Here is a 23366-nt window from a genome sequence, read left to right on the forward strand (position 1 = left end):
AGATTCTGGATTCGGAAACCCTTAAAGCTTATTTACCGTGGCAAGAGAAGATCCAGATAAATTGTAAATAAAAGAACTTAAATAACCGTCTCAGTATAACAGTAACTGGGACGGTTTTTAAGTACACTATTTTATTTGACGCTTACGATAAATTTAAAGTAGCCATACATTGTTTTTTTGCTGCGCTTTATTTGAGGTTAAAGTTCTTTTTTGAGGCGGCTATTGGAATAAGGTAAATTTAAGGTAAGTTGTATCGTTGTATCATTCAAGGTAGCTTTTAAATTAAGATTAGACAGAAGTGATTTAGTCGAGGCTTATAACAAGTCTGTAAACCTATCCTAAGTAGATTAGACTACCAGTCTATTCAATGAATATGATTGTATTATTTAATAAAATATCAAGTGTAAGACTAAATCCAAAGAGAAATTCTTAACGTAGACTGCAATGATCAGTATGTTATTCAGATTCGATCAAAGTTTTTATCAAGCATAGAATACTTTGAAAATTCGAAGATAAATAGAAAGTTTAATTATACAAAATATTTGAGATTTTTCCATAGTTGAATGGAAAAATAAAAGCTTAATTTCGATAATATTTCGAAATTAAGCTTTTATTAGTTGAGTATCAAAATCTTTTAGGGGTTTAGAATATATCTAGCACAGGGGATGATATTGTACTTAATTAATACACTTACTTTTTTCTTTTGTGCTGGCGATAATGGACTGCGCTTATTGAACATATGCAGCATGAAATTATAATCATTCCAAGGATTATATGAATTGAATTTGGAAGGTTGGAAAGCGTTATTATCGTACAAATATAGTAGTAGCTTACGGGAGAAATACTTAGTAGACAGCGTGATATTTTCGTTAGCATCAGCGGCTTGACATAATTTATACAAAGCCAAATAATTACTTGCATCATTGGTCATAGTATTGCTATCAAATTGATGGATGCAAATATCACCAATGGGAGTTAAGATATTGCCGTTTTTAGTATTCCTAATAGCATAAATATAGCGTAAGTTAGGGTGCGAACAAATGCACGTGGTATTGACGTCTTGGTCTTCTCTAACGCCTGGAATCACTTCCCATTCATTTCTGGCTGATGCCCAATCATTAGTGGTAGAGTTGTCAATCACGATTTTTTTAAGCTGCTTTAATGAATTCAAAGTTATCTCTCCTTTTTGTTTTGTTTTACATAGTGAAATATAGCTTTCTTTGTTAAATATTGCAAGCATCTTTACTTGGGCTACGGCAAGACAGGTTGCAATATTTTACAGACAAGCTATACTATAACTGTAACAAACTATAATTAACTATACTGCTATACGTAATTCGCGTGAGAAAATTGGTTTTGTATTCTTGTCAATTTGAAGAAATATATTACTAGGAGGAATAACTATGTCGATTAAACTAAATTTGAATAAATCAATGGATACTTTGAATCCAAGTTATCTTTTTAATCAATGGACAAAGTATGTCAAAAACAATAAAACAGGCTATTTTATGCTATCTAATGCTTTAGAAACTTATCTTCCATTTATAAAATCTGCGGCAATGAATTTATATATTTTTTATGCAATTCATGCTAAAAATGAAGAAGGTTGTTCTTACTATAGTAATGAGACGATTGCTAGGAAGTTAAATGTCAGCGTAAAAACTATTAGTAATTGGAACAAAGTGTTACAAGATGTTGGATTAATAGCTAGAACACCCAATCCCAATAATAGTTCTACTACTTATATGCTTCCTTTATCTGATTTTGAAATAAATGTGTCATCAGCCTCAGATCAGGATTTTAAAAGACTAAGCTCTTATTTAAATCAAGAAGGATATGGTTCAAAGAAATATATTCTTTTCTATATTGCAGATACACAAAAAATGTACAAATATTTTCCTTTTACTAAAGAGTATGTTTTATCAGAAGGAAAAATTTCGAGGAATATTTATTTATATAACGAACCCAAACAATATCTGACATCCATCAACACAGATATCAAAGGCTTTGGATGGTATGTAGATAGTGAAAATGAGTTTGTCTTAGTTTGGAAGCCTACGAATAAATCGGAAAATAATCCTAAGAATCGTCTGGAAATAATTAAACAATTAGATTCTCAGGAAGCAATTGAATCATTTCAAGCTAATTACCCAAAACTAAGTTTATCTAAAAAGTAATTACTAAGTTGATAAGATTGCTAAAAAGTTGGGTATGACAATCATAAGTTTTGAAAAAATATTGTGTTTCAGAGTTTAGCTACAAAAACGATATAAAAAGAATATTAATATATTTTATTAGGAGTAAATATTACATTAATGACTGAATCACATCAAGCGTCTCAACAAATGCTAGGCTATCTGTATCAAGTAGTGTATGCCTTGTATTTAATAATAAGTTGTGAAGATAATAATGATCAAATTGGAATAGAAAGATTTGATGACGTATCTTTTGAAAAAGATGGTACACCGAAAGAATTAATTCAATTAAAGCACCATATTACTCCGGGTAAATTGACAGACTCAAGTGTTGATTTATGGAGAACTTTAAAAGTATGGATGGATTCCAAGGACATACTAGAGGAAGACACTAAATTATTGTTAATTACAACGGCATCTGCGCCCAAGGGAAGTGTTGCCTATTTGTTAAAAGCGGATGAGCAAGTTAGAAATTATAAAGATGCTTATTGTAAATTAATGAATGTGGCTAAAAAAAGTAAAAATAATGCAATATTAAATGCATGTAATGCTTTTAAAAAATTAGACCAATCAGAAGGGCTAAAACTTGTCAAAAGAATTATAGTTTTGGACGGGGCTACAGATATAACAGATACTGATTCTAAAATTAAAAGTTATCTAGAAATAGCCGTAAAACCAAAATATGAAGATGAGGTTTTAATAGCTCTGAAGGGCTGGTGGTTTCAACAGTGTATTATAGGATTGCGTTCGCCTGAGTTAAAATTAATTAGTAAAAATGAAGTTACGCGTGAAATTCAACAATTAGTAAAAAAATATGATATAGACTATTTGCCAATAGACTCCGATATTAATTCACTTAGATATGGTGTGAATAAAGATTCTACATATGTGAAGCAATTGGGATTATTAAAAATAGATGATGAAGATATATTGGAATCTGCAGCTTCAGATTACGTTAAAGCCGATGCTCAACGTTCAAAATGGATAAGAGAAGATCCCTCTTTAGCAGATGAATTAGGGGAATATGATAGGAATTTAATAGATCGCTGGCATCGTTTGTTTCTTAATATGAAGATGGAGCTGGCAGCAGATCCTGATAAAATAAAAGCAGGGCGTAGATTATACGGAAAAACAATGACTCAGGATTTTCCAATTAGAGCTAATTGTAGAGAGCAATTTATTATGTGTGGAAGTTATCAAAAATTATCGGATAATCTAAAAGTAGGTTGGCATAAAGATTATCATAAATTATTGAAAGGGCATGAATCTAGCAATGGAAAAATGGAATAGGCGACCAGATGAAGTTAAGTATTTATTAAATCCCGCTTTCTGTGGCTTGCTCATATATACAGCTGTAGATGAATATATAAAAAAGACAAAAAGAACCTTTCCATTTTCATTATCTTATTTAATACTACCTTTGATTCTTCCAGATGATATAAGGAATAGTATTGATAGGACAAAATATTTTTCAAGATGGGTACAGAAAAATTCCTCACACCTAATCAGTTTTTCAAGAGTAGCTAAAGCATTAGTACCATTTACAAATGAAACTATAGAATTTTTATTACAATCCAGTAGTATTGATCTAACATCAAAAGGTTCGTTTGACGTTCGTTCTAATGCTTTAAGAAAAAATATAAATGATAGCGAATTAAAAGATTTTATGAACAAGGCACGTCAAATAGGTAGATGGTTTGCCGAAAATAACGATGTTACTTCAATATACATATGCTTGGGAGTTAGGCCATAATGCAAATAGCTAAAATGATACTTTATAATGAGTTTGGAAAAAGGAGAGAATTATCTTTTAAATTAGGAAGTTTAAATATTATTACTGGAAAGTCAAAATCTGGTAAATCGGCTGTAGGAGAGATAATTGAATATTGTTTAGGGAGTAATAAATGTAATATAGCTGATGAGGTAATTAGAGAAAAGGTCTCATGGTACGGCTTGTTGCTACAATTTAATCAATTTCAATTGTTTATAGCAAGGAAAAATCCGGATGAAAATAAAAATAAATCTGATTTATTCTATTTTAGAGAAGGAGAAAATGTCGCAATTCCTTCTTTGGATGAAATAAGACCAAATGCTAATTTGGATGCTATATTAGAAAAATTAGGATCTTTATCAAATATTAGTGAAAATCATTATACTGATAGTTCTAATCAAATAAATAAATCAATAAAGTCAAATTTTACGGCTGCTTTAAAATTTTGTTTTCAAGATCAGGATGAAATAGCAAGTAAAAACGCTTTATTTCATAATCAGGCCCAGCCTTTTGTTCAGAATTCGATTAAAGATACTTTGCCCTATTTTCTAGGTGCTTCAACAGAAGATGCTGTAATTTTAATTCACAAAAAGAAAAGCTTACAAAAACAATTAAAAAAGTTACAGGCTGAATACGAGGAATATAAGGGAATTAGCAACTATAGTCCTTCTTTGGTAAATAATTTAATAGAGGAAGCTCAAGATGTTGGCTTACTTGATAAAACACAAGTAAAGAAGCTAAAAGAAAATAATAATAGAACAAAAATAATAAAAACCTTATCTTCTTTAAATACTAATAATTTAACTGAGTATATGGGAGATGAACGATTACTGAGTTTACAAAAAGAAATCGCACATCAACAGGATATATTAAGCCGATATAATTCGCGGATACAAGAGGTAGAAATATATCAACAAAATTTTCAAAACTTTCATGATGAATTAGGATATAAATCATCTCGTTTAAAATCAATTGGATTATTTAAGGCTTTGGATTTTAGAACAAATTATTGTCCGTTTTGTTCTAATAAACTATCAAATCCTTTACCTAACTTGGACGAAATGAAGAAATCGTTGTTGGAACTTAATGATTCTATTGAAAAAGTAGATTTAGAACAGCCAAAGTTAGATGCTTATCTAATGGATTTAAAAGAAAAAAGAAATGAAACAAGATCTGATATTTCGACTCTTCGTTTGCGAATAAATGATGCATATGATCAACAAAAATATGCTTTAAAAAATCGAGATATTTATCTTCAACAAAGTAAAGTTTTAGGTAGGATTAGTTTATGGTTAGAAAGCCAACATGCTGAAAAAAATAAAATTGATTTTAGTGGTAAAATTAACGATTTAAGCCAAGAAATTGACATGATAGATTCCAAATTGAATGAAAGTTTCAATAAGGATCAAGTTGAGTATGCTCTTTCTAAGATACAAGCCAATATGAACAATTGGACACAAGCATTAGATCTTGAGTATGAGAACTCTACATATAGATTCGATCTCAATAAAATGACAGTTATAGTTGATAAAGATCGTCCTATTCCTTTGAGTCAATTAGGAAGTGGAGCAAATTGGTTGGGGGTGCATTTAATAACCTACTTTGCATTTCAAAAGTTTTTCATACAACATAATCGTCCTGTACCTGCTTTCTTATTTTTGGATCAGCCCTCTCAAGTTTATTTTCCTGTAACTATGAAGGAACTGCAGCTTGGCTCTGAAGATTATAAGGCAGTAGAGAATATTTATGCTTTCATTAATGATCGGGTTAATGAAGAAAATGGGAAACTTCAAGTTATAGTGGTTGATCATGCTTGTTTACAAAACAAGATTTTTGATGAATCAGTTATTGAAAATTGGCATAAAGTTGATGATAATTTGATCCCTTCAGATTGGTTAGAATAATAAAAGGAATATAAAACTTAAATAATTTTGAAGAATAGTAAAATTTACTGTTGTTAAATGAATTGAACTCTAGTCTTGCTTTTGAAACAAAACTAGAGTTTTTTACAACTTTTTTAATTACACTATTCGTAATATTGATATAATTGTATTGTTATAGATGTTGTAAAACTCCATGAATCTCTAATGAGGTTGATGGAGCTTTTTAGTGATTAAGATATAGAAGCTGAGGATAGTAATACAGCTATAGTAACAAGGATTGAAAATGCGTGAGAAATATTATAATAAAAGATTTTTGTCAGTGGTTATCATTGCTGAAATAATAACTTTTATTTTAATAAACTTTGTGTTTTATTTTGCTGGAAGCGTAAAAAACTTTGATTTTTATCCAACTTACATAGTTGGAATATTAATCTTTCTTATTTGTGTAGCATTTATGTTACCTAAATATTCTGATAGGTTGAGTATTTTGTTTCTTAACTACAATAGGAAACTTTTATTAGCCATAGTTATATTTATTTTTTTACTTATTATTTTTGACCCTTTATTAATAAAAGAAGGTCCAATACTTGATAATAATAAAAGTGTAACAACTATAGTTTTTGCGGTATTAGGTGGAATAAGTGTTCCTCTACTAGGATATTTAAATAAATTGCCTGTCATATCTATAAAGGTATTAAATAATAATTTAATAGACGATGATGGTAATATTTCGGCTACGATTGATGACGTCTTAAATATACGTATCCTCTGTAATAGTACTAATCAAGAGATTGTAAGATTTATGGGAATATGTTTTCAAGAAGATATTGATAAAATTGAAGCGTCATTTTTTAAGAATAAAGATAAATTGTTCATGCCAGTAAAAAAATTAAATAATGGAAAGGAATATAAATTAGAATCACCGCCTGAGCTGATTCAGCCGCATGAATTTAGTAGAGAGTATCATTTAAATTGTCGGGACATAATAAATGCAATTCCTGAAGAAAATTTAAATCGAAAAAGTTTTTGCATTGTATTTAATAATGCAGATGGAGTTTGTTTTAGCAGATTGCTGACTATAAATATGGGTAAAGAAAATAAGGTTACAAATAAAATTACTAACGATGAAAAATTAAATACTCTGTATGAAGATGAAGACAGGGCATTTAAAATAGTATGTGGAATTGTTATTTTGATATGTTTAATAATGTTAGTAGGAAATAAGTTAATAGAAATGAAATTATGGAATGTATTAACAGCATTAACGGGTGCTTTAGGTACAATTGCTGCAATAATATCCGGTTTTTATCAAATGAATAAACAAAATAAACTTAATAGAGCAGAGAAGGTTGAAGAATACAGACCAAAATTTGCATGTCATTTTATATCCAAAACCGGAGGAAATAAAGCAATAGTATTACCTTACGATCCCAACTTGGATCAAGATCAGATTGATTCAATGTTAAGGAATGCAGGGAAGCATAGTTTAATAGAAATACAAAATATTTCTAAAAATAGTATTTACGAAATAGCTATCAAATTGATTTATGATAATAATCATAAAGATTATACTGAAATGTTTAATTATTCTGGGCTTCAATTTTCCCAAGAATTAATTATTATTCCTGGAAAAGTTGTACAAGGTAAAAAGGAAAAATTAAAAAAGGTAATTATAAAATTTACTACTCCTGGTAATGAGACTGGATATTGTGTTTATGATGATTCTCATAAAGATTCAGATGGTTATATGCAGTTTATTCATCCAATTTATAAATATGAGAGAACTAATAATAATGAAGTTACAGTTAATCCAGATATAAATGAATACTTTTTGTCTTCGGATGATTTAAAAGATGAAGATTATCAATTTGATGAAGAGAAAATGTACAAAAATGGTATTCTTCGCCATAATTACGATGCAAATTCAAAGACTGAAAAATAGTTTGTAAGGATGAACGATTTTTAAAATATAACACAATCTCTATTTAACCAAGATAGAAGATAGGTTCAAAATACATCTTTAATTTTACAAGATAAGGTAAATACTGTTCTTGTATTAAATATAGATCCCTTTAAAGATTTTAGGAAGGAATTCGCTAAAGCAAATGTCGCTGATTCATACTGGGAAGATGCCAATAATTTATCATTTTTGAAGCATGCTAATGTATACGTAGCACAGCTCATTGCTCTTTATCAATTGGCTTGGGCCGAATATATCAAGACTAATAAGGACACTCTTGATGAAATACAAGCGAAAATGAAAGATACGGTATTACGTAACGCTATTGTGTGGAGTAATACTTCGCCTTAAGATGTGCCAAATGCTATGAAGCAGAATAACTTTACGCTGCATCCCATAGCAACGCTGCCAGATCTATAGGACGCTGGCGGCAGAAATTATCTATAATAAAGATATAAGAAATCAGCGCTAATGACGTTGGTCAACAAGGCTTCGTGCTAAGTTGATTCAGGTTTTAAGCATCATGCACTTATGTGTGTGATGCTTTTCTTGTTTTTATAGGAAGTTAGAGCAAGAGAAGATAGTCAAGATTGAGCAATAATGAAAAATTCTAGCCTTGTTGATGTGAGGCTAGAATTTTTATGTTGCCATGAATCGCATAATGTTTATTGGTATAATTTATATGTTTAAGTCGTAGATAGTGTAGGTGGCTCCAGCAATCTCCTTGGTTGAGGTTGGTGGGGCTTTTTTGCTATAGATTATTTTTCTTTTTAATTTCTGAAACAGTATCCTTCAATACGTATTTTTCTCTAAATGCTAGTGGAGAGATAGCATAATACTTTTTAAACATTTTGAAAAAGCTCTGATATGTCTTGAAACCTGATGAATATGCTACTGATTCAATGGTACCCTCAGGGGATTTTAATAGTTCACTTGCTTTTTGCAAACGATATTGATTGATGTATTCTTGAGGACTCATATTATGTTTTCTCATGAATATACGATAAAGATATGTACGATCGATATTTAAATATGATACCAAATCATGAACAGAAATTTGCTCATCATAATGATTTCTAATATATTGAATAGCCACTTTACAAATATCATCTTTAGATAATTGACTTCTCTTGTTAGTATTTTTAGGATACTTCTTTTCCAATAGATCTAAAATTTCTAATACTTTGGCCTGATAGTAAAAGTCTTTAGGACCTTTATTTTTTGAATATTCTACAATGCCTATTACCCGATCATAAACACCCGGTAAATCTTTTACGTTCATAATAGGATTTTTATAAGTTAAATTAATTCGATCCATATATTTAGAAGCTAGATTTCCAATAAATCTGATCCAATAATAACTCCACGGATCGTCTTGATCTGCTTTCATTACTATAGTCTTGTGTGGCTGAATGAAAAACATGTCTCCCTTTTTAACATGATAAGTTTTACCATCACTTATAAAAATGCCATGTCCACTGGTAACGCAATGAATCATATATCCAGAACGTCCAATTGGACCATAGTGGTGAGTCGGCTTTGCTTTTTCAAAGCCTCCGGATGATACATAAAACTGTCCGTTGTATGAAAGATTATTAAATCCCCATCTGTATGTCATAATTGTTTCTCTCCTCTAAGCAACATAATTACATATCAAAGCAACAATTGCAAATGGTGAAAGCGCTTTATATGATGCATAATAAAATTGAAATGTGAAAGAAATAAATATAGGAGGTAACGTAGTATGGCTGATGAAACAAAGACTTTTAAGCAAATAACCGATACCATAATTCCAGCTATCGGCGGAAAAGATAACGCCATAGAAGCGTTTCACTGTGCAACAAGATTACGTATTAATCTAAAAGATACATCAAAAGTTGATAAAAAAACTTTGATGAATATGCCTTTAGTAAAGGGCGTGAATATTAATCCTACAAATAAGCAGTTACAAATAATTTTTGGACCAGGTTTAGTTGATCGAGTAACAGCCTATTTCATTAAGCATACAGGAATTCCGGCAGCAGGTGATTCTGGTGATGCTGAAGCTGTAAAAGAAGCCGGAGAAAATGATACTAAGAAGAAAAAAGGATGGTTCCAAAACTTCCTAGATGATTTAACAGGTGTATTTACAGAAATTTTACCAGGTATCTTAGCCGGTGGTATTTTAATTGGTCTTAATAACCTGTTAACACAAAACGTTTTTGGATCCCAATCTATTATTCAAATGGTGCCGGGCCTTTCAGGTGTAAGTAAAATTATCGGAATAGGTGCCGGTGGTATCTTTGCAATGTTGCCTTTAATTGTTTGTTATTCAGCAACAAAAAGATACGGAGGAAGGCCAGTTTTAGGTTTGGCAATCGGTGCCGTAATGATGTCGTCATCATTACCATCAATGTCAGATGTTGCTACTGGTGCAGCTAAGCCAATGATTGCCAATGTATTTGGCTGGCATGTTTCAATGACTAGCTTCGGTGGTCAAATCATTGTTGCTTTGATCATGGGTTGGGTAGTAGCCAAATTGGATAACTACTTCCAAAAGCACTTGCCAGGTGTAATTCAGTTCGTATTAGCACCTATGCTTACTATCTTGTTTGCCTCATTAGGCTTATTCCTAGTTATTGGACCAGTTGGTGTAGCATTGTCAAAAGGTATTACTGATGCTCTACTTTGGGTAGCTAATACTTTAGGTGTATTTGGTTATGCAGCATTCTCTGGTGTACAACAATTAATTGTTATTACTGGTTTGCATAACATGTTTGGTGCCGTTGAAACTCAATTGTTAGCTTCAACTGGCCACGACTTCTTAAACCCACTTATGTCAGTAGCCTTGATGGGTCAAGGTGGCGGTGTTGTTGCCTACTACATTTTGAACCACAAGAATAAGAAAGCTAGAGAAATTTCTATTTCAGCATTCTTCTCAATTTTATTTGGTATTTCTGAACCAGCTCTTTTCGGTATTAACCTTGAAAAGAAGTATCCTTTAGTTGGTGGCTGTATTGGTGGTGCAATCGCCGGTGCATTTGTTTACCTTGTTAAATTAAATGCTATTTCATTTGGTACCACTGGTTTGACAGGTATAGCTATTGCTGCTCCTGAACATAATGGTTACTTAATGTACTTCTTAGCTAACCTTATCGGTGTAGTGTTCGGATGCATTTTCTCATTGATTTTGTCTAAATTTATCAAACCTTCACATGAAGATGAAGTTGGAGAAAAAGATGCAAGTAAATACGGTCAATTAAACTAATTGAAAGGCATATATTATGACTAATAGAAGAGCTGAATTTATAAATATGGTGGATCATCTTACTGATGTACCTCAAAAAATCGTACAAAAAGAGGCCCAACTAGCTAGTCAAAGCCATATCGTCAGTACTATCATATTGAAGGCGAAAGTGGTGCAATAGGAGATCCGAATGGATTCTCTTATTTCAATGGTAAGTATCATTTATTTCATCAATGGTCTCCTTTGGCTTTTAGTCAATCACCACACTATACTCAACATGGTTGGAAACATTTAATTTCCAAAGATTTGGTACATTGGGAAAACTTAGGAGCCGGGATGGAAAGTGATACACCTCTGGATAGATACGGGACGTATTCAGGGAGTGCTATTCCGGTGGAAGATAAGTTATTCCTGATGTATACAGGTAATACTTGGGTTAATACTCAAAGTGAAGATGATTGGCACCGTGTACCTTTTCAAGTTGGTGCGATGATGGATAAAGATAATCAAGTGGTTAAATGGACTAAGCCATTAATGAAAGGGCCGTTGCCAGGTTATACAGGTCACTTTAGAGATCCTAAGATTTTTAAGAAGGATGATACCTACTATGCAGTATTGGGTATACAACGAGAGAATTTAACTGGTACTGCTCTTCTAGTAAAAAGCAAGGATCTTAAGAATTGGAAAATTGTTGGTGAGATAAAACCAACAGCCAATCAGTCATTAGGTTATATGTGGGAATGTCCAGATTACTATGAAATTGGTGATAATGGTATTTTGGAATTTTGCCCACAAGGCTTAAAAGAGAAGGATAATCATTTCAGAAATATATATCAAAATGGTTACTTTATCGGTAAAAAACTTAATTTGGATACAGGTGAGTTCGATTGTCAGAATTTTCAAGAATTGGATAAAGGCTTTGACTTTTATGCAATGCAAACTATGCAATCACCAGATGATAGACGTATCTTAATGGCATGGATGGGAATCTCTGATATTGAATATCCAACAACAAAATTTCATTACAACGGCTCATTAATCTTTCCTCGAGAGATAACTGTTAAAAATAATCATATTTACCAATCTCCTATTAGAGAAATAAAAAATATTTATTCAACCAACTATACTGGAAAAGTAACGGTTAAACATTGCGAGAAGGTAAACGCTGGTAACGTTAACGCCAGAGATATCAAAATTGATGTTGATTGTTCTTCAGCTGATTATTTAATTCTTGATCTTTTTGCAGATCAGAAGAATACTAATCATTTACGTCTTATTTTCAATCAAAAGAAAAATGAGTTCATTGTTGATAGATCACATTGTGGTGTTTCTTTTGCAGAAGCATATGGTAACACAAGATTTTGCTCATTAGATTTGAGTAAAAAAGTTAAAGTAAGAATTTTGCAAGATATATCTTCCGCTGAGATATTCCTAAATGATGGTAAAGAAGTATTTAGTTTACGTTTGTTTTGCCCCTCTGAAGATCATAATATTTTCTTAACCAGTCATAATGGAACAAGCGTGGTAGATTACGATATCCATGAGTTGCAGAAGATTATGTGATTTAAATAGGAGTAGCGAGAACTACTCCTATTTTTTATGAGAAAGGATTATTATGTTTGAACCTAAGTACCATATTTTTCCTATAAAGGGATGGATGAATGACCCAAATGGATTAGTTTATTTTAAAGGACAATATCATGTTTTTTATCAGTATTATCCTAAGGATAGTCAATGGGGACCAATGCATTGGGGACATGTTGTAAGTAAAGATCTTATTCATTGGGAAACTGAACCCATTGCTTTATATCCTGATATTGAAGATGGCTGCTTTTCTGGAAGTGCAATTGTAAAAGATAATAATTTATTCCTGATTTACACTAGCCACAATGAAAATAAAGATGGCTTGATTACCGAAAATCAGAAATTGGCTATTTCAGAAGATGGAATCCATTTTGCTAAATTTCCACAACCAATTATCGTAAATGATACTAATGATATCCATGATTTTCGTGATCCTAAAGTTTTCGAAAGAGATGGAAAGTACTATACAATAGTTGGCACTAAGAATAAAGAAAATATGGGACAAGTAAAACTGTATTCTTCTCCTGATTTGTATAATTGGAAATTCTGTTCAATATTGGCACAGTCTAAGAGTACAAATGATGAAGGCTATATGTGGGAATGCCCTGATATTTTTAGAATAAATGGCGAAGATGTTTTACTTTTTTCACCTCAAGGAATAAAGGCCAAAGAAACTGAGTTTAAGAATCTCTATCAGACAGGATATCTGCTAGGACAGATGGACTGGAATGCCCGAAAGCTGGTCAGAGAAAAAGATTTTAAAGAACTAGATAGTGGACATGATTTTTATGCAACTCAAACATTTTTGACTCCAGATGGCAGAAGAATTTTATTCGGCTGGCTAGATATGTGGGAATCAAAATTTAAAGAACAAGAAGAGGGATGGGCAGGTATGCTTACGTTTCCTCGAGAATTGCTGGTTCAAAATGATAGATTGATTCAGAGGCCTATTAAAGAAATAAACAAATTATATGATGGAATTTTAGCTAGGGAAGAAAGCCGTCATATTCAGAAGCAATTTGATACACATCAACTAGAAATAGATCTTGCTAACAAACAAATTACAAATAATTTTGAGATGAAGATATCATATGGCCAACAGCAAATTAAATTGACACTAAAAGATGATTTCCTCATTCTTAATAGAACTGACAGTACAAATAGATTTGTAAAGATCAATACTCAATCTAAGCTAAGGCTACAGATACTTTGTGATACTAGTTCAGTTGAAATATTTGTTAATGATGGAATCGCTACATTTAGCGAGCGTTTGTATGGTTCTGGTGGATGTAACTTAGAAGTGAAATCGGGGTCTGATTGTTCTTGCTTAGTTCGCAAATTGAGTATTTGATACAAGGAAGCATAACTATGAAAGCAGACGTTAATAAACTCAGCTTTAAATTGGCTATTTTATCAATTTCACTTTTTTGTGCATCGGGTTTTTCAATCTCAGCAGCTATTCCTAATATTAAAACAGGGCTCGGAAATGTTTCTTTAACAAATATTGAAGTTTTAGTTTCTATTCCTACTTTTGGATTGATATTCGGATTACTTCTTTCATGGCTTTTAATAAAAAGATATGGCTATAAAAACACGGTAATTACTGGCTTAATTATTATGACGATCTTTGGAACATTTCCGCTGATTAACAGTAATTATGTATTAATATTAATTAGTCGATTTTGTTTAGGAATTGGTATAGGCGTATTTAACTCTCTTTGTTTTAGTTTGATTTCTGAATATTATACAGACCAATTACGTGCAAAGATGATTGGATTACAAAGCGCTACTCAGGCGTTAGGAAGTACAATTCTTACTCTTTTAGTTGGAATTTTAATTCCATGTGGTTGGCATTATGTATTTTTAATTTATTTGTTGAATATTTTTCCGTTAATTCTATTTGCAAAATACGTACCAGACGATCGTGTAACTAACAGATCTCAAAGATATTTTAGTTCATTGAAAAATGCCAAAATATTTATAATTGCAGTTTTTGCGTGTATTTACTTTATTACAGAACTAACCATTACATATAAATGCTCTTCATTTATAGTAAGTAGGGGAATAGGGTCTAGTAGTCAAGCAGCAATAATACTAGCTTTAAACACAATGATAGGATTTGTAAGTGGAATCTTATTCTCACGCGCCTTCAAATGGCTAGGTAATTATATAGTTTCAATTTCTTTATTAAGTTTAGGAATACTATTTTGTTTAGTGAATATTGTTAATTCACTGTATTTGGTTGGCTTAATTGTATTATTATGTGGTTTCTTTGCTTCATGGGTAAGTTCATATTTATATAATTCAATTGCTGGAATAGGAGACTACCAAACTCAGCCCTTGATAAATACAGTATTAATAATTGGTGTGAACATTGGATGCTTTATGAATCCATATTTAAATGATTTGATTGGTAATCTTCTTGGTACTAATAATGCTGGTACGTTGATCTGCTTCTCTGGAATTATTTTATTGATATGCTCTGTAATGGTAACTGTGTTTATGCTAATTAAGAAAGTTAATCGTTAATTTGATTTAATACGAAAGCTATTCCATTATTATCATTTGTTAAGGTGTGATTATGGAATAGCTTTTTTATAGATGGGGATGAATTTCCCATTACATACGGATTTTCAACAGAGTTAAGCATAGTAATATCATTCTCGCTATCACCAAAAGCCCAACTTTGAATAGAAGTAGCCTTATACTTTTCTATTATTTGTTTTACTGCATACCCCTTATTGCTAGAAGAGTTAGTAATCTCTCCGTAATTGACAATATTAATATTATTGATACTGCTTTCTAAACGTTTCTTTAGTTCAAGTTTAACTTCTTTAGGACCTTGAATTAAAAGCTTATATATAGGTGAGTTAAAAGAAAAATTGGAAAGATCCACTATTTTGGGTATGCAATTAACAGCTTTCATTTCTTTTTCTGTCCAGTAATTATGAATATTTTCGGTCAACCATAGGTCATAGTTGCAATAAACATTTATCACTAATTGCGGATAGTTAGATTTTACAATTTTAATAATTCTTTTGACTGTAGCATTATCTAAAGAACAAGAATATGCTACAGTTTTATCTTTATTAATGATTAATGCACCGTTATAAGATATTAATGGCAATTCTGAACTGATTGGATCTGTAACTTTAGTGATTGCTAGAGGCATTCTGGCAGACACTGGAATAAATATGTCACCTTTAGTGAGTCTGTTTTGAATAGCTGCAATTGTGGGAATAGATACTTTATGCTGGCTATTTAATAATGTGCCATCAAGATCCGAAAAAATAATATTCATTTTTGAGTTAGATTGCCTTTCAACCAATTTTGAATTATAGAGATAAAAATTCTTGAATGTAACAACTTTCATGATTTATAGATATTATACTATGTTTAAAAATGGAGCTTTTTAAATTGATGGCGACAAATGTATTGGTTTAACACATTTTGATAAAATAATAAATTATTGCCGAATACGGTTTGTCCAAGGTAATTTGTCTGTTCAACTCACGCCTTGATAAGAGTAAGGTGGTAGCGCACGGCTTTGAGCCATTGCCAACTTGGCCTGATGCGGTAAGCGATTATCTCGAAATCTTGAAGAAGCATCTCTGATGAATTGGGTAAGTAAGAGAATAGATGAAGGTAGGAAGGCAGCCTCCTTGGGGATGCCTTTTGGTACAAAATTTTGGTAAATCATATGCTCTTTTTACAGAAACTGCTATACTTATTTTAAATATATACGAACAAGTGATCCAAAATACTGAAATTGAAATAAGGAAGAGCAATTATATGAAAAAGAAACTAACTACAGAAGAATTAATAACCCATATTAAAAACAAGGGTATAACATTTAACCATATGACAGAAAATGATGCTAAAAAATGTTTAAGAACTTTAAATTACTATTATAAACTCGCCGCATATCGAAAAAATTTTAAAAAAGATGTAAATGGAAAGTATGAGGACTTAGATTTTGCATATTTAACTGACCTGGCTGCTATTGATATGCAATTGAGACAATTTCTTTTAGAGTTGTGCTTGGATGTAGAACATGGGGTAAAAGTCTTATTATTAAATAGAATTTCTGATTATTTACCTAATGAAGATGGATATAAGATTGTCCAAGATTTTAGAAACGGAGCAGATTATGGCTCAGATCAATATGATTTGACTATTAAAAATCTAAAAAGTAATCAATATTTGAAAGAAATGAGTAGAAAATATTCTCAGAATCCACCAGTTTGGGTATTTTTAGAAACCGTTTCATTTGGTGGATTAACAGCTTTTACTGAATATTTTTGTGTTAATAGAGAAACTACGAAAAAAATTAAAAAAATAAGTTCACTTTTACGTTATTGTAAAAACATAAGGAATGCTTGTGCTCACAATACACCTATATTGGTCAATTTGTTTTCTAATTCAGATAGATTAGATAAAAGACCGAAGGCTATTCAAGGAATTTCTAATAATATTGGTATTCCAAATCAAGATACGTATTATGAAAAAATGGTAGATTTAATTTCTTTGTTTTATATTCATAAATCAATTCAGAGTGAATTATTAGGGAAGTTTCAGTATAATAAAGGTCAAAAATTAATTCAGAGATTTCATAGACATTATTGGTATGAAAAAGAAGAAAATTTAACTAAATTCATTGACGACCTATCAATTTTAATTGAATACTTGAATTAATCATGTATAATTATATGTAAGGAATCAGCGCTAATGACGTTGATCAACAAGGCTTCGTGCTAAGTTGATTCAGGTTTTAAGCATCATGCACTTATGTGTGTGATGCTTTTCTCGTTTTTGTAGGAAGTTAGAGCAAAAGAGGACAGTCAAGATTGAGCGCTAATGAAAAATTCTAGCCTTGGTGATATGAGGCTAGAATTTTTATGTTGCCATGAATCGCATAATGTTTATTGGTATAATTTATATGTTTGTTAAGTCGTAGATAGTGTAGGTGGCTCCTGCAATCTCCTTGGTTGAGGTTGGTGGGGCTTTTTTGTGATGTGGAATGGAAAAATTAACCACTCAAGTTATTATTTTGAACATGAATATTTGTTACCTGTAACTTTGTTGGATTGATGGGCTAGAGAAAGTAAACACGATATGGATGTAAATAAAATAATTATAGAATATTTGAAATTAATAATTGATCTACTTCATTATGCAGGTTGGCCAATCTTAATTTTTATAATTTTCATGTATTATCGAAAGAAGATTCCTTTATTAGTTGGGGATCTTCTTCCAAGAATAAAGAAAATAACTTTTAATAAAATTTCTGTTGAATTTGTTCAGAAAGTAAATGAACTAAAAAATTTTCAACAGAATTATGATGTAAAAGAATCGGTCGAGTTAAAAGAATATCTTTATAATCCTGAATTTAGACAGTTACTTAGAGTTCGATCAGATTTTAGTATCTTAGCTTCTTGGCAAGATATTGAAATGAAGTTACGTCAAATGGGAATTAACCCCTACACTCGTAATAAATCTCAAAAATTGGTTCAAAAATATGATTTTAAGCAGTCAAAATTAATTCTTCATTTGAAAGATTTAAGAAGTGAAGTAGTACATAATAATAATATACGTATACCAGAAGAAACTGCACTGGAGTATAGAAAAGCTTGTTTTGAAGCCTTACAAGCATTAGATAAGTTAGAGGATAGCTTGGTAAGCAAGATAATACGAAAGGGTAGCTACTAAAATGCTCAATCTATTAAATAAGTAAACGAAGATGTATAATAAAAGGGTCCATAAGATCACTCTGTTTTAGGTAATCAGGTTTGATTCTAAAATAAGGAGTTGATATTATGGATGCTAATTTGCTATTAGTCATTGTTATTTTGATTATAGTAAAATTTAAGTAAAAATGAACTCCTTAACCTGTCAGCTAAGGAGTTTTCTTTATCTAGAAAGGGTAAAATTGAGAGTGCAATATTTTCCATTAATTAAGCAGTCATCACTTGATGATTTTTCGCTAAATGGAGGGTGGATTGAATTAACAGCAGATACTGATCTAACAAAGGTACAAGATAAATACAAATTTGGTACATTGGAATATAAGAATGGCTCAAGTGAACTTGCGCTTTTTCAGGGATGGAAATCACATTATAGAAGAATAACCTCTGGTATGCCATTGTACAGAAAATGCAATATTTTAGGATTTATTGCCAATAATAATACTAAATTTGTGTTTATTCCTGAAGTTTCAATAGAACCAATTTTTACTGGACCAACTATAATTCCGGTTGTTTATAACAATTGGCATATGAATAGATTTTCTATTGTGAATTTTATTCCTTAGAATTTGTCGACAAAGATATTTAATAAAATATTATTGAATTTTACGCTATTGGATGACTGGATTACACCAGCTTTTAGATTTGAAGAAGCATATACAGGTATGCAAACAAAAGTAAAAATGGCTAAACCAATTGTGCTGGCATATTTTACTTACAGGGGCCAACTTTTTAAAGTGGAATTAGTTGGAAACATAAGCAAAAAGAATGGTCAAAATGATAAATATGTTAATTATAAAAATGATTCTTGGATTTTAATTGAGGGAGAAAATAGCATTTCTTCTGAACAGGCAATTTTCTTTGCAACTGAATTGAGAAAAATGTTTTCAGTAGTGCTAGCACGCCCATTAAATACTACACAATTATCTAAAAAAGGTATTGATAGAATCACACATCAATCTCTTACAGAGGATTTGTACTTCCTTGAAATGCGGTTTAAAAATAATAAAGATAAGTTGCTAATTTATGAAATGTTTCAAGAAAAGCGGGATATTCAATTAAACAATTTAATTCCTAATTGGTTTAATAAGGGTGAAAACTTTGAATTATTAATACAAGATTATCTGCTGACTATTTCTTATAATGAAACGGTTCAAAATAAATTAATTAATTTAACAGAAGGCATTGAAGCATATTATCGTGATAAGGATGAAAATTTGCATCAAAAATTAGAAGATATGTTGAATTCCTTGCCAGAATATATACAAGATACTTTAGAAAAAAATGTAGGGGATCTGGACACTTGGTTATCAGAAATTAAGGATACAAGGGTATATATTGCTCATGGAGATAGGAAGGAACATGTGATTGATGACTTTATGGAACTTTCGCGAGATGTAGATACTCTTCAATATTTGACGCAATACTTTATCTTACAAGAACTGGGGATGAAAATAGAAGGTAAGGAAAGGGTGAAAATAAATTTAAACTCTTTTTTTAATACCGAAGAAATATAGGTTTATCCCTATAAATAAAACCAACCCCCCTAACATGTGCAAATATGACTTTAATAAAAAGCTATATTTTTAGTATTATTAAGGTGAAGGTGTATTATGGGGGAATTAAACATGAAGATAAGAAAAGCAATCATTCCTGCTGCAGGGCTCGGAACCCGATTTTTGCCTGCGACTAAGGCTTTGCCTAAAGAAATGCTACCAATTGTTGATAAACCAACAATTCAATTCATCGTCGAAGAAGCAAAGGCTGCAGGGATTGAAGACATTTTGATCGTAACCGGCAAGAACAAGCGAGCAATTGAGAACCATTTTGACTCAAATCCAGAGCTTGAACAAGACTTAGAAGCAACCGGCAAGACGCAGTTATTGAAGTTGACGCAAGACATCACCAACTTGGGGATTAACTTGTACTACACTCGTCAGTCGCATCCCGCCGGCTTAGGCGACGCCATCTACCGCGCACGCAGCTTCGTTGGTGAAGAACCTTTTGTCGTTATGCTCGGCGACGACTTGATGAAGGATAAGGTAACGCTGACCAAGCAGCTGATTGATGAGTACGACAAGACGCACGCCTCAACGATTGCCGTGATGAAGGTGCCACACGAGGAAGTATCCAAGTATGGTGTGATTGATCCTGGCGACATGCTGGATAAGGATCTTTACAACGTTAAGAAGTTCGTCGAAAAGCCAGCCGTAGATAAGGCGCCAAGTGACTTCGCCATCATCGGTCGTTATTTGCTGACACCTGAGATTTTTGACATTCTTGAAAAGCAAAAGCCAGGCCGCGGCGGCGAGATTCAATTGACCGACGCCATCGATACTTTGAACCAGACGCAACGCGTATTTGCCCACGTGTACAAGGGCCAACGCTTCGATGTCGGCAACAAGGAAGGCTACCTCGAAACCTCGATCCAATATGGTTTGCGCCACTCCGAAACGCACGACGCTTTGAGAAAGTATATTATTGAGCTCGCGCATGAGTTGGAGAAGAAGTAATAATATAGTAGAAATTAGCACCAATCGTTTTAGGTTGGTGCTTTTTTAGTGTGCGGGGGGAACTTTCAAGTTTTTGATTGCTTGATCGGGTTTATACTGAAGATATGTATGTAGTAATAAGGAGAAAAATATGAAGATCAAAAGAATTTTAGCTTTTTTAGCAGGGATATTGTTGGCTGTTTCAGCAATTGGGGTAACTAATCAACCCGAGCAAGTAAGCGCATCTGCTTTTCAAAAGACTACTGTGCCTAAGAAATTCCGCGGCACTTGGTATTACTATGTTGGTAATGGAAAAGTTGAGGCTTACAAGATTACGCGTAATGAAATTAACTTAGCCGGCTGTGCTGATGGCAAAGCAGGAGTTTATAAATATACTAAACGGGCATTTAATGCCAAAGGCAGTTTAGATTATTATAGTTCGCACCTATTAATTAATACTAAAGGCAATAGAATGTGGATATGTGCTCCACAAGGTCAGACCTCAGCTGCGTACGTCGCTAATAACCGCAAAAAGCTCTATGTAGGTGTAGATACTTGGGTAGATACGTATTATAAGAGCAAATCTGCAGCTAAAAGGAACCACAAAGCCGACAGAAGCATGAGCAGAAGAGATAAGCTTTCTAAGTTGGTTTGGGGTTAAGTAATAGATTGATTTGTTGAAAGAGTAATAGCTATAATAAATAAGGAAGAGTGATAGATACTCTGCGGAGCCTATTGCGAGAAGCATCTCTGATCCAGAGGTGCTTTTTGTTTTAAAAAGTGAGGAATCGATTATGAATACTCTCGAATACAGGGGCTATAAAGGGACGATTGAAACAGAAGACGATACTTTATTTGGTCATGTTTTAGGCTTGAAGAATGTGATCATTTCTTATGAAGGAAAGAATATTGATGAATTGAAAGATGATTTTCAGAATGGGATAGATAATTATGTCAAAATCTACAATTTTAGAATCTTTGAAAGTCTATCGCGAATATATTAATGGCGATGACAGTCATGTGGAAGTCGTACATGTTCCTGTAAATTTGACTAATTTTTATAAAAAGTATGGAGAAACAGAAAAGTAGCAAGTATAAATATTATTAACAAAAGTGCTGTTTTGTTAATGATAAAGTGTACTTTAAGAGGACATTATTTACAAAACCGGCATTTTGTTAATAATGATTAGAATAAGAAATCACATAATTAACAAAAAAGCATTTTTGTTAATTATGAATATCTTGATTATTGTAAATATTGCATGTATATTATAAATACTTACAGATCAAGTTTAGAGGCACTAGGAGTAGGTCCTAAACTAACAAAAGCCTTGAGATAATATTTTATAGATATTATTATCAGGGCTTTTGTTTTTTTATCTATTTCAAAAGCCACTTGCAAAAACAAAATATTGTTCCAAAATTAAGTTGAATGAAATTTGTTAAGTTTTTAGGGAGTAAAAAATGAATAAGAAAGCGATATTAGTATGCAGTGCATTGTCGCTTTGGCCGGAATGATGAGTCCTTCTCAAGTTAAGGCTGATGACTTGCCGGCTGGCATGACTGCTGCCAACACAGTTTCAATCACCAAGAAAGTTTTTGTTTATAACCGTAAGCAAAGCGCCAAAGTGAACGCCAAGCGCAAGGCTTTGATCAATGCGCAAAACGAGTTGTCTGCACTTAAAGGTAAAATCAATGGCGATGAATTAGTCACCGGTGGAGCTAGCGGCTTTTTCCAAGAAATTGCGGAAAACTCTAGCATGAGCGAAGCACAAAAGAATGACGCGGCCACTGCATATGGCGTAGTTAACGGTCAAATTGATGCGCCAAGTTGGTATGGCCAGTACGTTAATTTGGGTCAAGCTAGCGATGCAACTAGCTTAAAAAATTTATACGCAACTTTGCCTTATTATGACCAATACATCAAAATCCGTCAGAAGTACAACTTGAATATTCCTCAAGTTTCTTTGGCTGACGTTGCTGTTGCGATGATGGACGCAGATTACAGTACTCATGTGATCGACCATGCTCGTCACTACGAAGCTAATGAAAACTTGGCTTGGAATGTTCCTGATGATCCCAACAGTCTTTGGATGAGCGAGGAGTCAATTTGGAACAAGGGCGTGAAGAAGAATCCTTCTTTGGAACAATACAGAGATGATGCCTATGGTTTGTCCCAAGTTGATCATGATTTTGCTGAAAAAGTAGGCCACTACCTCAACTTGACCGATCCCGCTACCAAGAGTTATGGCTACGGCTTGAACACTGAGCATCATAAGTATGACAATACCGAGTCATGGGATGCTGGCTACGGTGAACCTGCCTTTTCAGTAAATGAATTCAAACAGTTAGTAACTGATTACTACAACAAGATTGAACAACCAGACCAAGTAAAAGCGCCCAAAATAAGGTAAAAGCAGCCAAGAAGGCTTTGGCTAAAGCTAAGAAAGCTGATAAGAAGAGTGTGAAAAAGGTACGCCGTGCTCGTAAAGTGAAGAGATAAATTGTGAG

At 32.4% G+C, this 23366-nt stretch carries 21 protein-coding genes; 18 read left to right on the forward strand and 3 right to left on the reverse strand.

The window, feature by feature from the left end:
• Positions 1 to 634: 634 nt before the first annotated feature.
• A complete protein-coding gene (locus JCM1039_RS05540; RefSeq protein WP_081775145.1) occupies positions 635 to 1171 on the reverse strand; it encodes a hypothetical protein in 537 nt (178 codons plus the stop codon).
• A gap of 232 nt (positions 1172 to 1403) precedes the next feature.
• Between JCM1039_RS05540 and JCM1039_RS11695 the strand changes: the two genes are divergently transcribed.
• The 5 genes from JCM1039_RS11695 (at position 1404) to JCM1039_RS05565 (ending at position 7791) form a co-directional block, all read left to right on the forward strand.
• Entirely contained in the window at positions 1404 to 2177 is a 774-nt protein-coding gene (locus JCM1039_RS11695) for a helix-turn-helix domain-containing protein (protein WP_025014992.1), read from the forward strand.
• A gap of 138 nt (positions 2178 to 2315) precedes the next feature.
• Positions 2316 to 3485, forward strand: a complete 1170-nt coding sequence (locus JCM1039_RS05550) for an ABC-three component system protein (RefSeq protein WP_025014993.1) — start codon at positions 2316 to 2318, stop codon at positions 3483 to 3485.
• The gene (locus JCM1039_RS05555) at positions 3469 to 3948 is read left to right on the forward strand and encodes a three component ABC system middle component (protein ID WP_025014994.1); all 480 of its coding nucleotides are present in this window, start codon (positions 3469 to 3471) and stop codon (positions 3946 to 3948) included. The genes JCM1039_RS05550 and JCM1039_RS05555 overlap by 17 nt, the downstream gene beginning before the upstream one ends.
• A complete protein-coding gene (locus JCM1039_RS05560) occupies positions 3948 to 5870 on the forward strand; it encodes a DUF3732 domain-containing protein (RefSeq protein ID WP_025014995.1) in 1923 nt (640 codons plus the stop codon). Before JCM1039_RS05555 ends, JCM1039_RS05560 begins: the two co-directional genes overlap by 1 nt.
• Before the next feature lie 262 nt (positions 5871 to 6132).
• The gene (locus JCM1039_RS05565) at positions 6133 to 7791 is read left to right on the forward strand and encodes a hypothetical protein (protein ID WP_025014996.1); all 1659 of its coding nucleotides are present in this window, start codon (positions 6133 to 6135) and stop codon (positions 7789 to 7791) included.
• Positions 7792 to 8560: 769 nt separating this feature from the next.
• Here the strand turns inward: JCM1039_RS05565 and JCM1039_RS05575 are convergent.
• Positions 8561 to 9427 (reverse strand): AraC family transcriptional regulator, encoded by an 867-nt coding sequence (locus JCM1039_RS05575; RefSeq protein WP_025014997.1) that lies wholly within the window; start codon positions 9425 to 9427, stop codon positions 8561 to 8563.
• Between the two features lie 126 nt (positions 9428 to 9553).
• On the opposite strand from JCM1039_RS05575, the gene JCM1039_RS05580 reads away from it, so the two are divergent.
• From JCM1039_RS05580 to JCM1039_RS10835, 4 genes are all read left to right on the forward strand, one after another.
• Positions 9554 to 11056, forward strand: coding sequence for a PTS transporter subunit EIIC (locus JCM1039_RS05580; RefSeq protein WP_025014998.1), 1503 nt, complete (start codon positions 9554 to 9556; stop codon positions 11054 to 11056).
• Positions 11057 to 11212: 156 nt separating this feature from the next.
• Positions 11213 to 12598, forward strand: coding sequence for a sucrose-6-phosphate hydrolase (locus JCM1039_RS10825; protein ID WP_306305425.1), 1386 nt, complete (start codon positions 11213 to 11215; stop codon positions 12596 to 12598).
• Between the two features lie 52 nt (positions 12599 to 12650).
• The gene (locus JCM1039_RS10830; RefSeq protein WP_051523214.1) at positions 12651 to 13970 is read left to right on the forward strand and encodes a glycoside hydrolase family 32 protein; all 1320 of its coding nucleotides are present in this window, start codon (positions 12651 to 12653) and stop codon (positions 13968 to 13970) included.
• Positions 13971 to 13987: 17 nt separating this feature from the next.
• Positions 13988 to 15148, forward strand: a complete 1161-nt coding sequence (locus JCM1039_RS10835) for an MFS transporter (RefSeq protein ID WP_034533047.1) — start codon at positions 13988 to 13990, stop codon at positions 15146 to 15148.
• On the opposite strand, the gene JCM1039_RS05595 is transcribed toward JCM1039_RS10835, so the two are convergent.
• Entirely contained in the window at positions 15138 to 15992 is an 855-nt protein-coding gene (locus JCM1039_RS05595; protein ID WP_025014999.1) for a Cof-type HAD-IIB family hydrolase, read from the reverse strand. The two genes, JCM1039_RS10835 and JCM1039_RS05595, sit on opposite strands and share 11 nt — an antisense overlap.
• A 110-nt stretch (positions 15993 to 16102) precedes the next feature.
• Between JCM1039_RS05595 and JCM1039_RS12845 the strand changes: the two genes are divergently transcribed.
• The 9 genes from JCM1039_RS12845 to JCM1039_RS05635 all read left to right on the forward strand — a co-directional run bounded on the left by JCM1039_RS12845 (position 16103) and on the right by JCM1039_RS05635 (position 23269).
• The gene (locus JCM1039_RS12845; RefSeq protein WP_280113557.1) at positions 16103 to 16234 is read left to right on the forward strand and encodes a hypothetical protein; all 132 of its coding nucleotides are present in this window, start codon (positions 16103 to 16105) and stop codon (positions 16232 to 16234) included.
• 24 nt (positions 16235 to 16258) lie between these two features.
• Positions 16259 to 17314, forward strand: a complete 1056-nt coding sequence (locus tag JCM1039_RS05600; RefSeq protein ID WP_025015000.1) for an Abi family protein — start codon at positions 16259 to 16261, stop codon at positions 17312 to 17314.
• 420 nt (positions 17315 to 17734) lie between these two features.
• On the forward strand, positions 17735 to 18328 hold the full coding sequence (locus JCM1039_RS05605) for a hypothetical protein (RefSeq protein ID WP_025015001.1): 594 nt from the start codon (positions 17735 to 17737) through the stop codon (positions 18326 to 18328).
• 220 nt (positions 18329 to 18548) lie between these two features.
• Positions 18549 to 18929, forward strand: a complete 381-nt coding sequence (locus JCM1039_RS05610) for a hypothetical protein (RefSeq protein WP_025015002.1) — start codon at positions 18549 to 18551, stop codon at positions 18927 to 18929.
• A 48-nt stretch (positions 18930 to 18977) separates the two neighbouring features.
• Positions 18978 to 19880, forward strand: coding sequence for a HEPN domain-containing protein (locus tag JCM1039_RS05615; protein ID WP_155831133.1), 903 nt, complete (start codon positions 18978 to 18980; stop codon positions 19878 to 19880).
• Positions 19881 to 19991: 111 nt separating this feature from the next.
• Positions 19992 to 20876, forward strand: a complete 885-nt coding sequence (gene galU / locus JCM1039_RS05620; protein WP_025015004.1) for a UTP--glucose-1-phosphate uridylyltransferase GalU — start codon at positions 19992 to 19994, stop codon at positions 20874 to 20876.
• A 130-nt stretch (positions 20877 to 21006) separates the two neighbouring features.
• The gene (locus JCM1039_RS05625; RefSeq protein WP_025015005.1) at positions 21007 to 21516 is read left to right on the forward strand and encodes a hypothetical protein; all 510 of its coding nucleotides are present in this window, start codon (positions 21007 to 21009) and stop codon (positions 21514 to 21516) included.
• A 133-nt stretch (positions 21517 to 21649) separates the two neighbouring features.
• Positions 21650 to 21859 (forward strand): hypothetical protein, encoded by a 210-nt coding sequence (locus tag JCM1039_RS05630; RefSeq protein WP_025015006.1) that lies wholly within the window; start codon positions 21650 to 21652, stop codon positions 21857 to 21859.
• 483 nt (positions 21860 to 22342) lie between these two features.
• Positions 22343 to 23269 carry a hypothetical protein gene (locus tag JCM1039_RS05635; protein WP_025015007.1) on the forward strand — a complete coding sequence of 309 codons (927 nt, stop codon included), beginning with the start codon at positions 22343 to 22345 and terminating at the stop codon, positions 23267 to 23269.
• Positions 23270 to 23366: the final 97 nt, after the last annotated feature.

Source organism: Lactobacillus kitasatonis DSM 16761 = JCM 1039 (assembly GCF_000615285.1).
Taxonomy (GTDB): Bacteria; Bacillota; Bacilli; order Lactobacillales; family Lactobacillaceae; genus Lactobacillus; species Lactobacillus kitasatonis.

Bases quoted from the DNA above. Each gene is read 5' to 3' on its own strand.
- JCM1039_RS11695 (WP_025014992.1), top strand. From the start codon at position 1,404: ATGTCGATTAAACTAAATTTGAATAAATCAATGGATACTTTGAATCCA.
- JCM1039_RS05550 (WP_025014993.1), top strand. From the start codon at position 2,316: ATGACTGAATCACATCAAGCGTCTCAACAAATGCTAGGCTATCTGTAT.
- JCM1039_RS05555 (WP_025014994.1), top strand. From the start codon at position 3,469: ATGGAAAAATGGAATAGGCGACCAGATGAAGTTAAGTATTTATTAAAT.
- JCM1039_RS05560 (WP_025014995.1), top strand. From the start codon at position 3,948: ATGCAAATAGCTAAAATGATACTTTATAATGAGTTTGGAAAAAGGAGA.
- JCM1039_RS05565 (WP_025014996.1), top strand. From the start codon at position 6,133: ATGCGTGAGAAATATTATAATAAAAGATTTTTGTCAGTGGTTATCATT.
- JCM1039_RS05575 (WP_025014997.1), bottom strand. From the start codon at position 9,427: ATGACATACAGATGGGGATTTAATAATCTTTCATACAACGGACAGTTT.
- JCM1039_RS05580 (WP_025014998.1), top strand. From the start codon at position 9,554: ATGGCTGATGAAACAAAGACTTTTAAGCAAATAACCGATACCATAATT.
- JCM1039_RS10830 (WP_051523214.1), top strand. From the start codon at position 12,651: ATGTTTGAACCTAAGTACCATATTTTTCCTATAAAGGGATGGATGAAT.
- JCM1039_RS10835 (WP_034533047.1), top strand. From the start codon at position 13,988: ATGAAAGCAGACGTTAATAAACTCAGCTTTAAATTGGCTATTTTATCA.
- JCM1039_RS05595 (WP_025014999.1), bottom strand. From the start codon at position 15,992: ATGAAAGTTGTTACATTCAAGAATTTTTATCTCTATAATTCAAAATTG.
- JCM1039_RS05600 (WP_025015000.1), top strand. From the start codon at position 16,259: ATGAAGGTAGGAAGGCAGCCTCCTTGGGGATGCCTTTTGGTACAAAAT.
- JCM1039_RS05605 (WP_025015001.1), top strand. From the start codon at position 17,735: ATGGATGTAAATAAAATAATTATAGAATATTTGAAATTAATAATTGAT.
- galU (WP_025015004.1), top strand. From the start codon at position 19,992: ATGAAGATAAGAAAAGCAATCATTCCTGCTGCAGGGCTCGGAACCCGA.
- JCM1039_RS05625 (WP_025015005.1), top strand. From the start codon at position 21,007: ATGAAGATCAAAAGAATTTTAGCTTTTTTAGCAGGGATATTGTTGGCT.
- JCM1039_RS05630 (WP_025015006.1), top strand. From the start codon at position 21,650: ATGAATACTCTCGAATACAGGGGCTATAAAGGGACGATTGAAACAGAA.
- JCM1039_RS05635 (WP_025015007.1), top strand. From the start codon at position 22,343: ATGCAGTGCATTGTCGCTTTGGCCGGAATGATGAGTCCTTCTCAAGTT.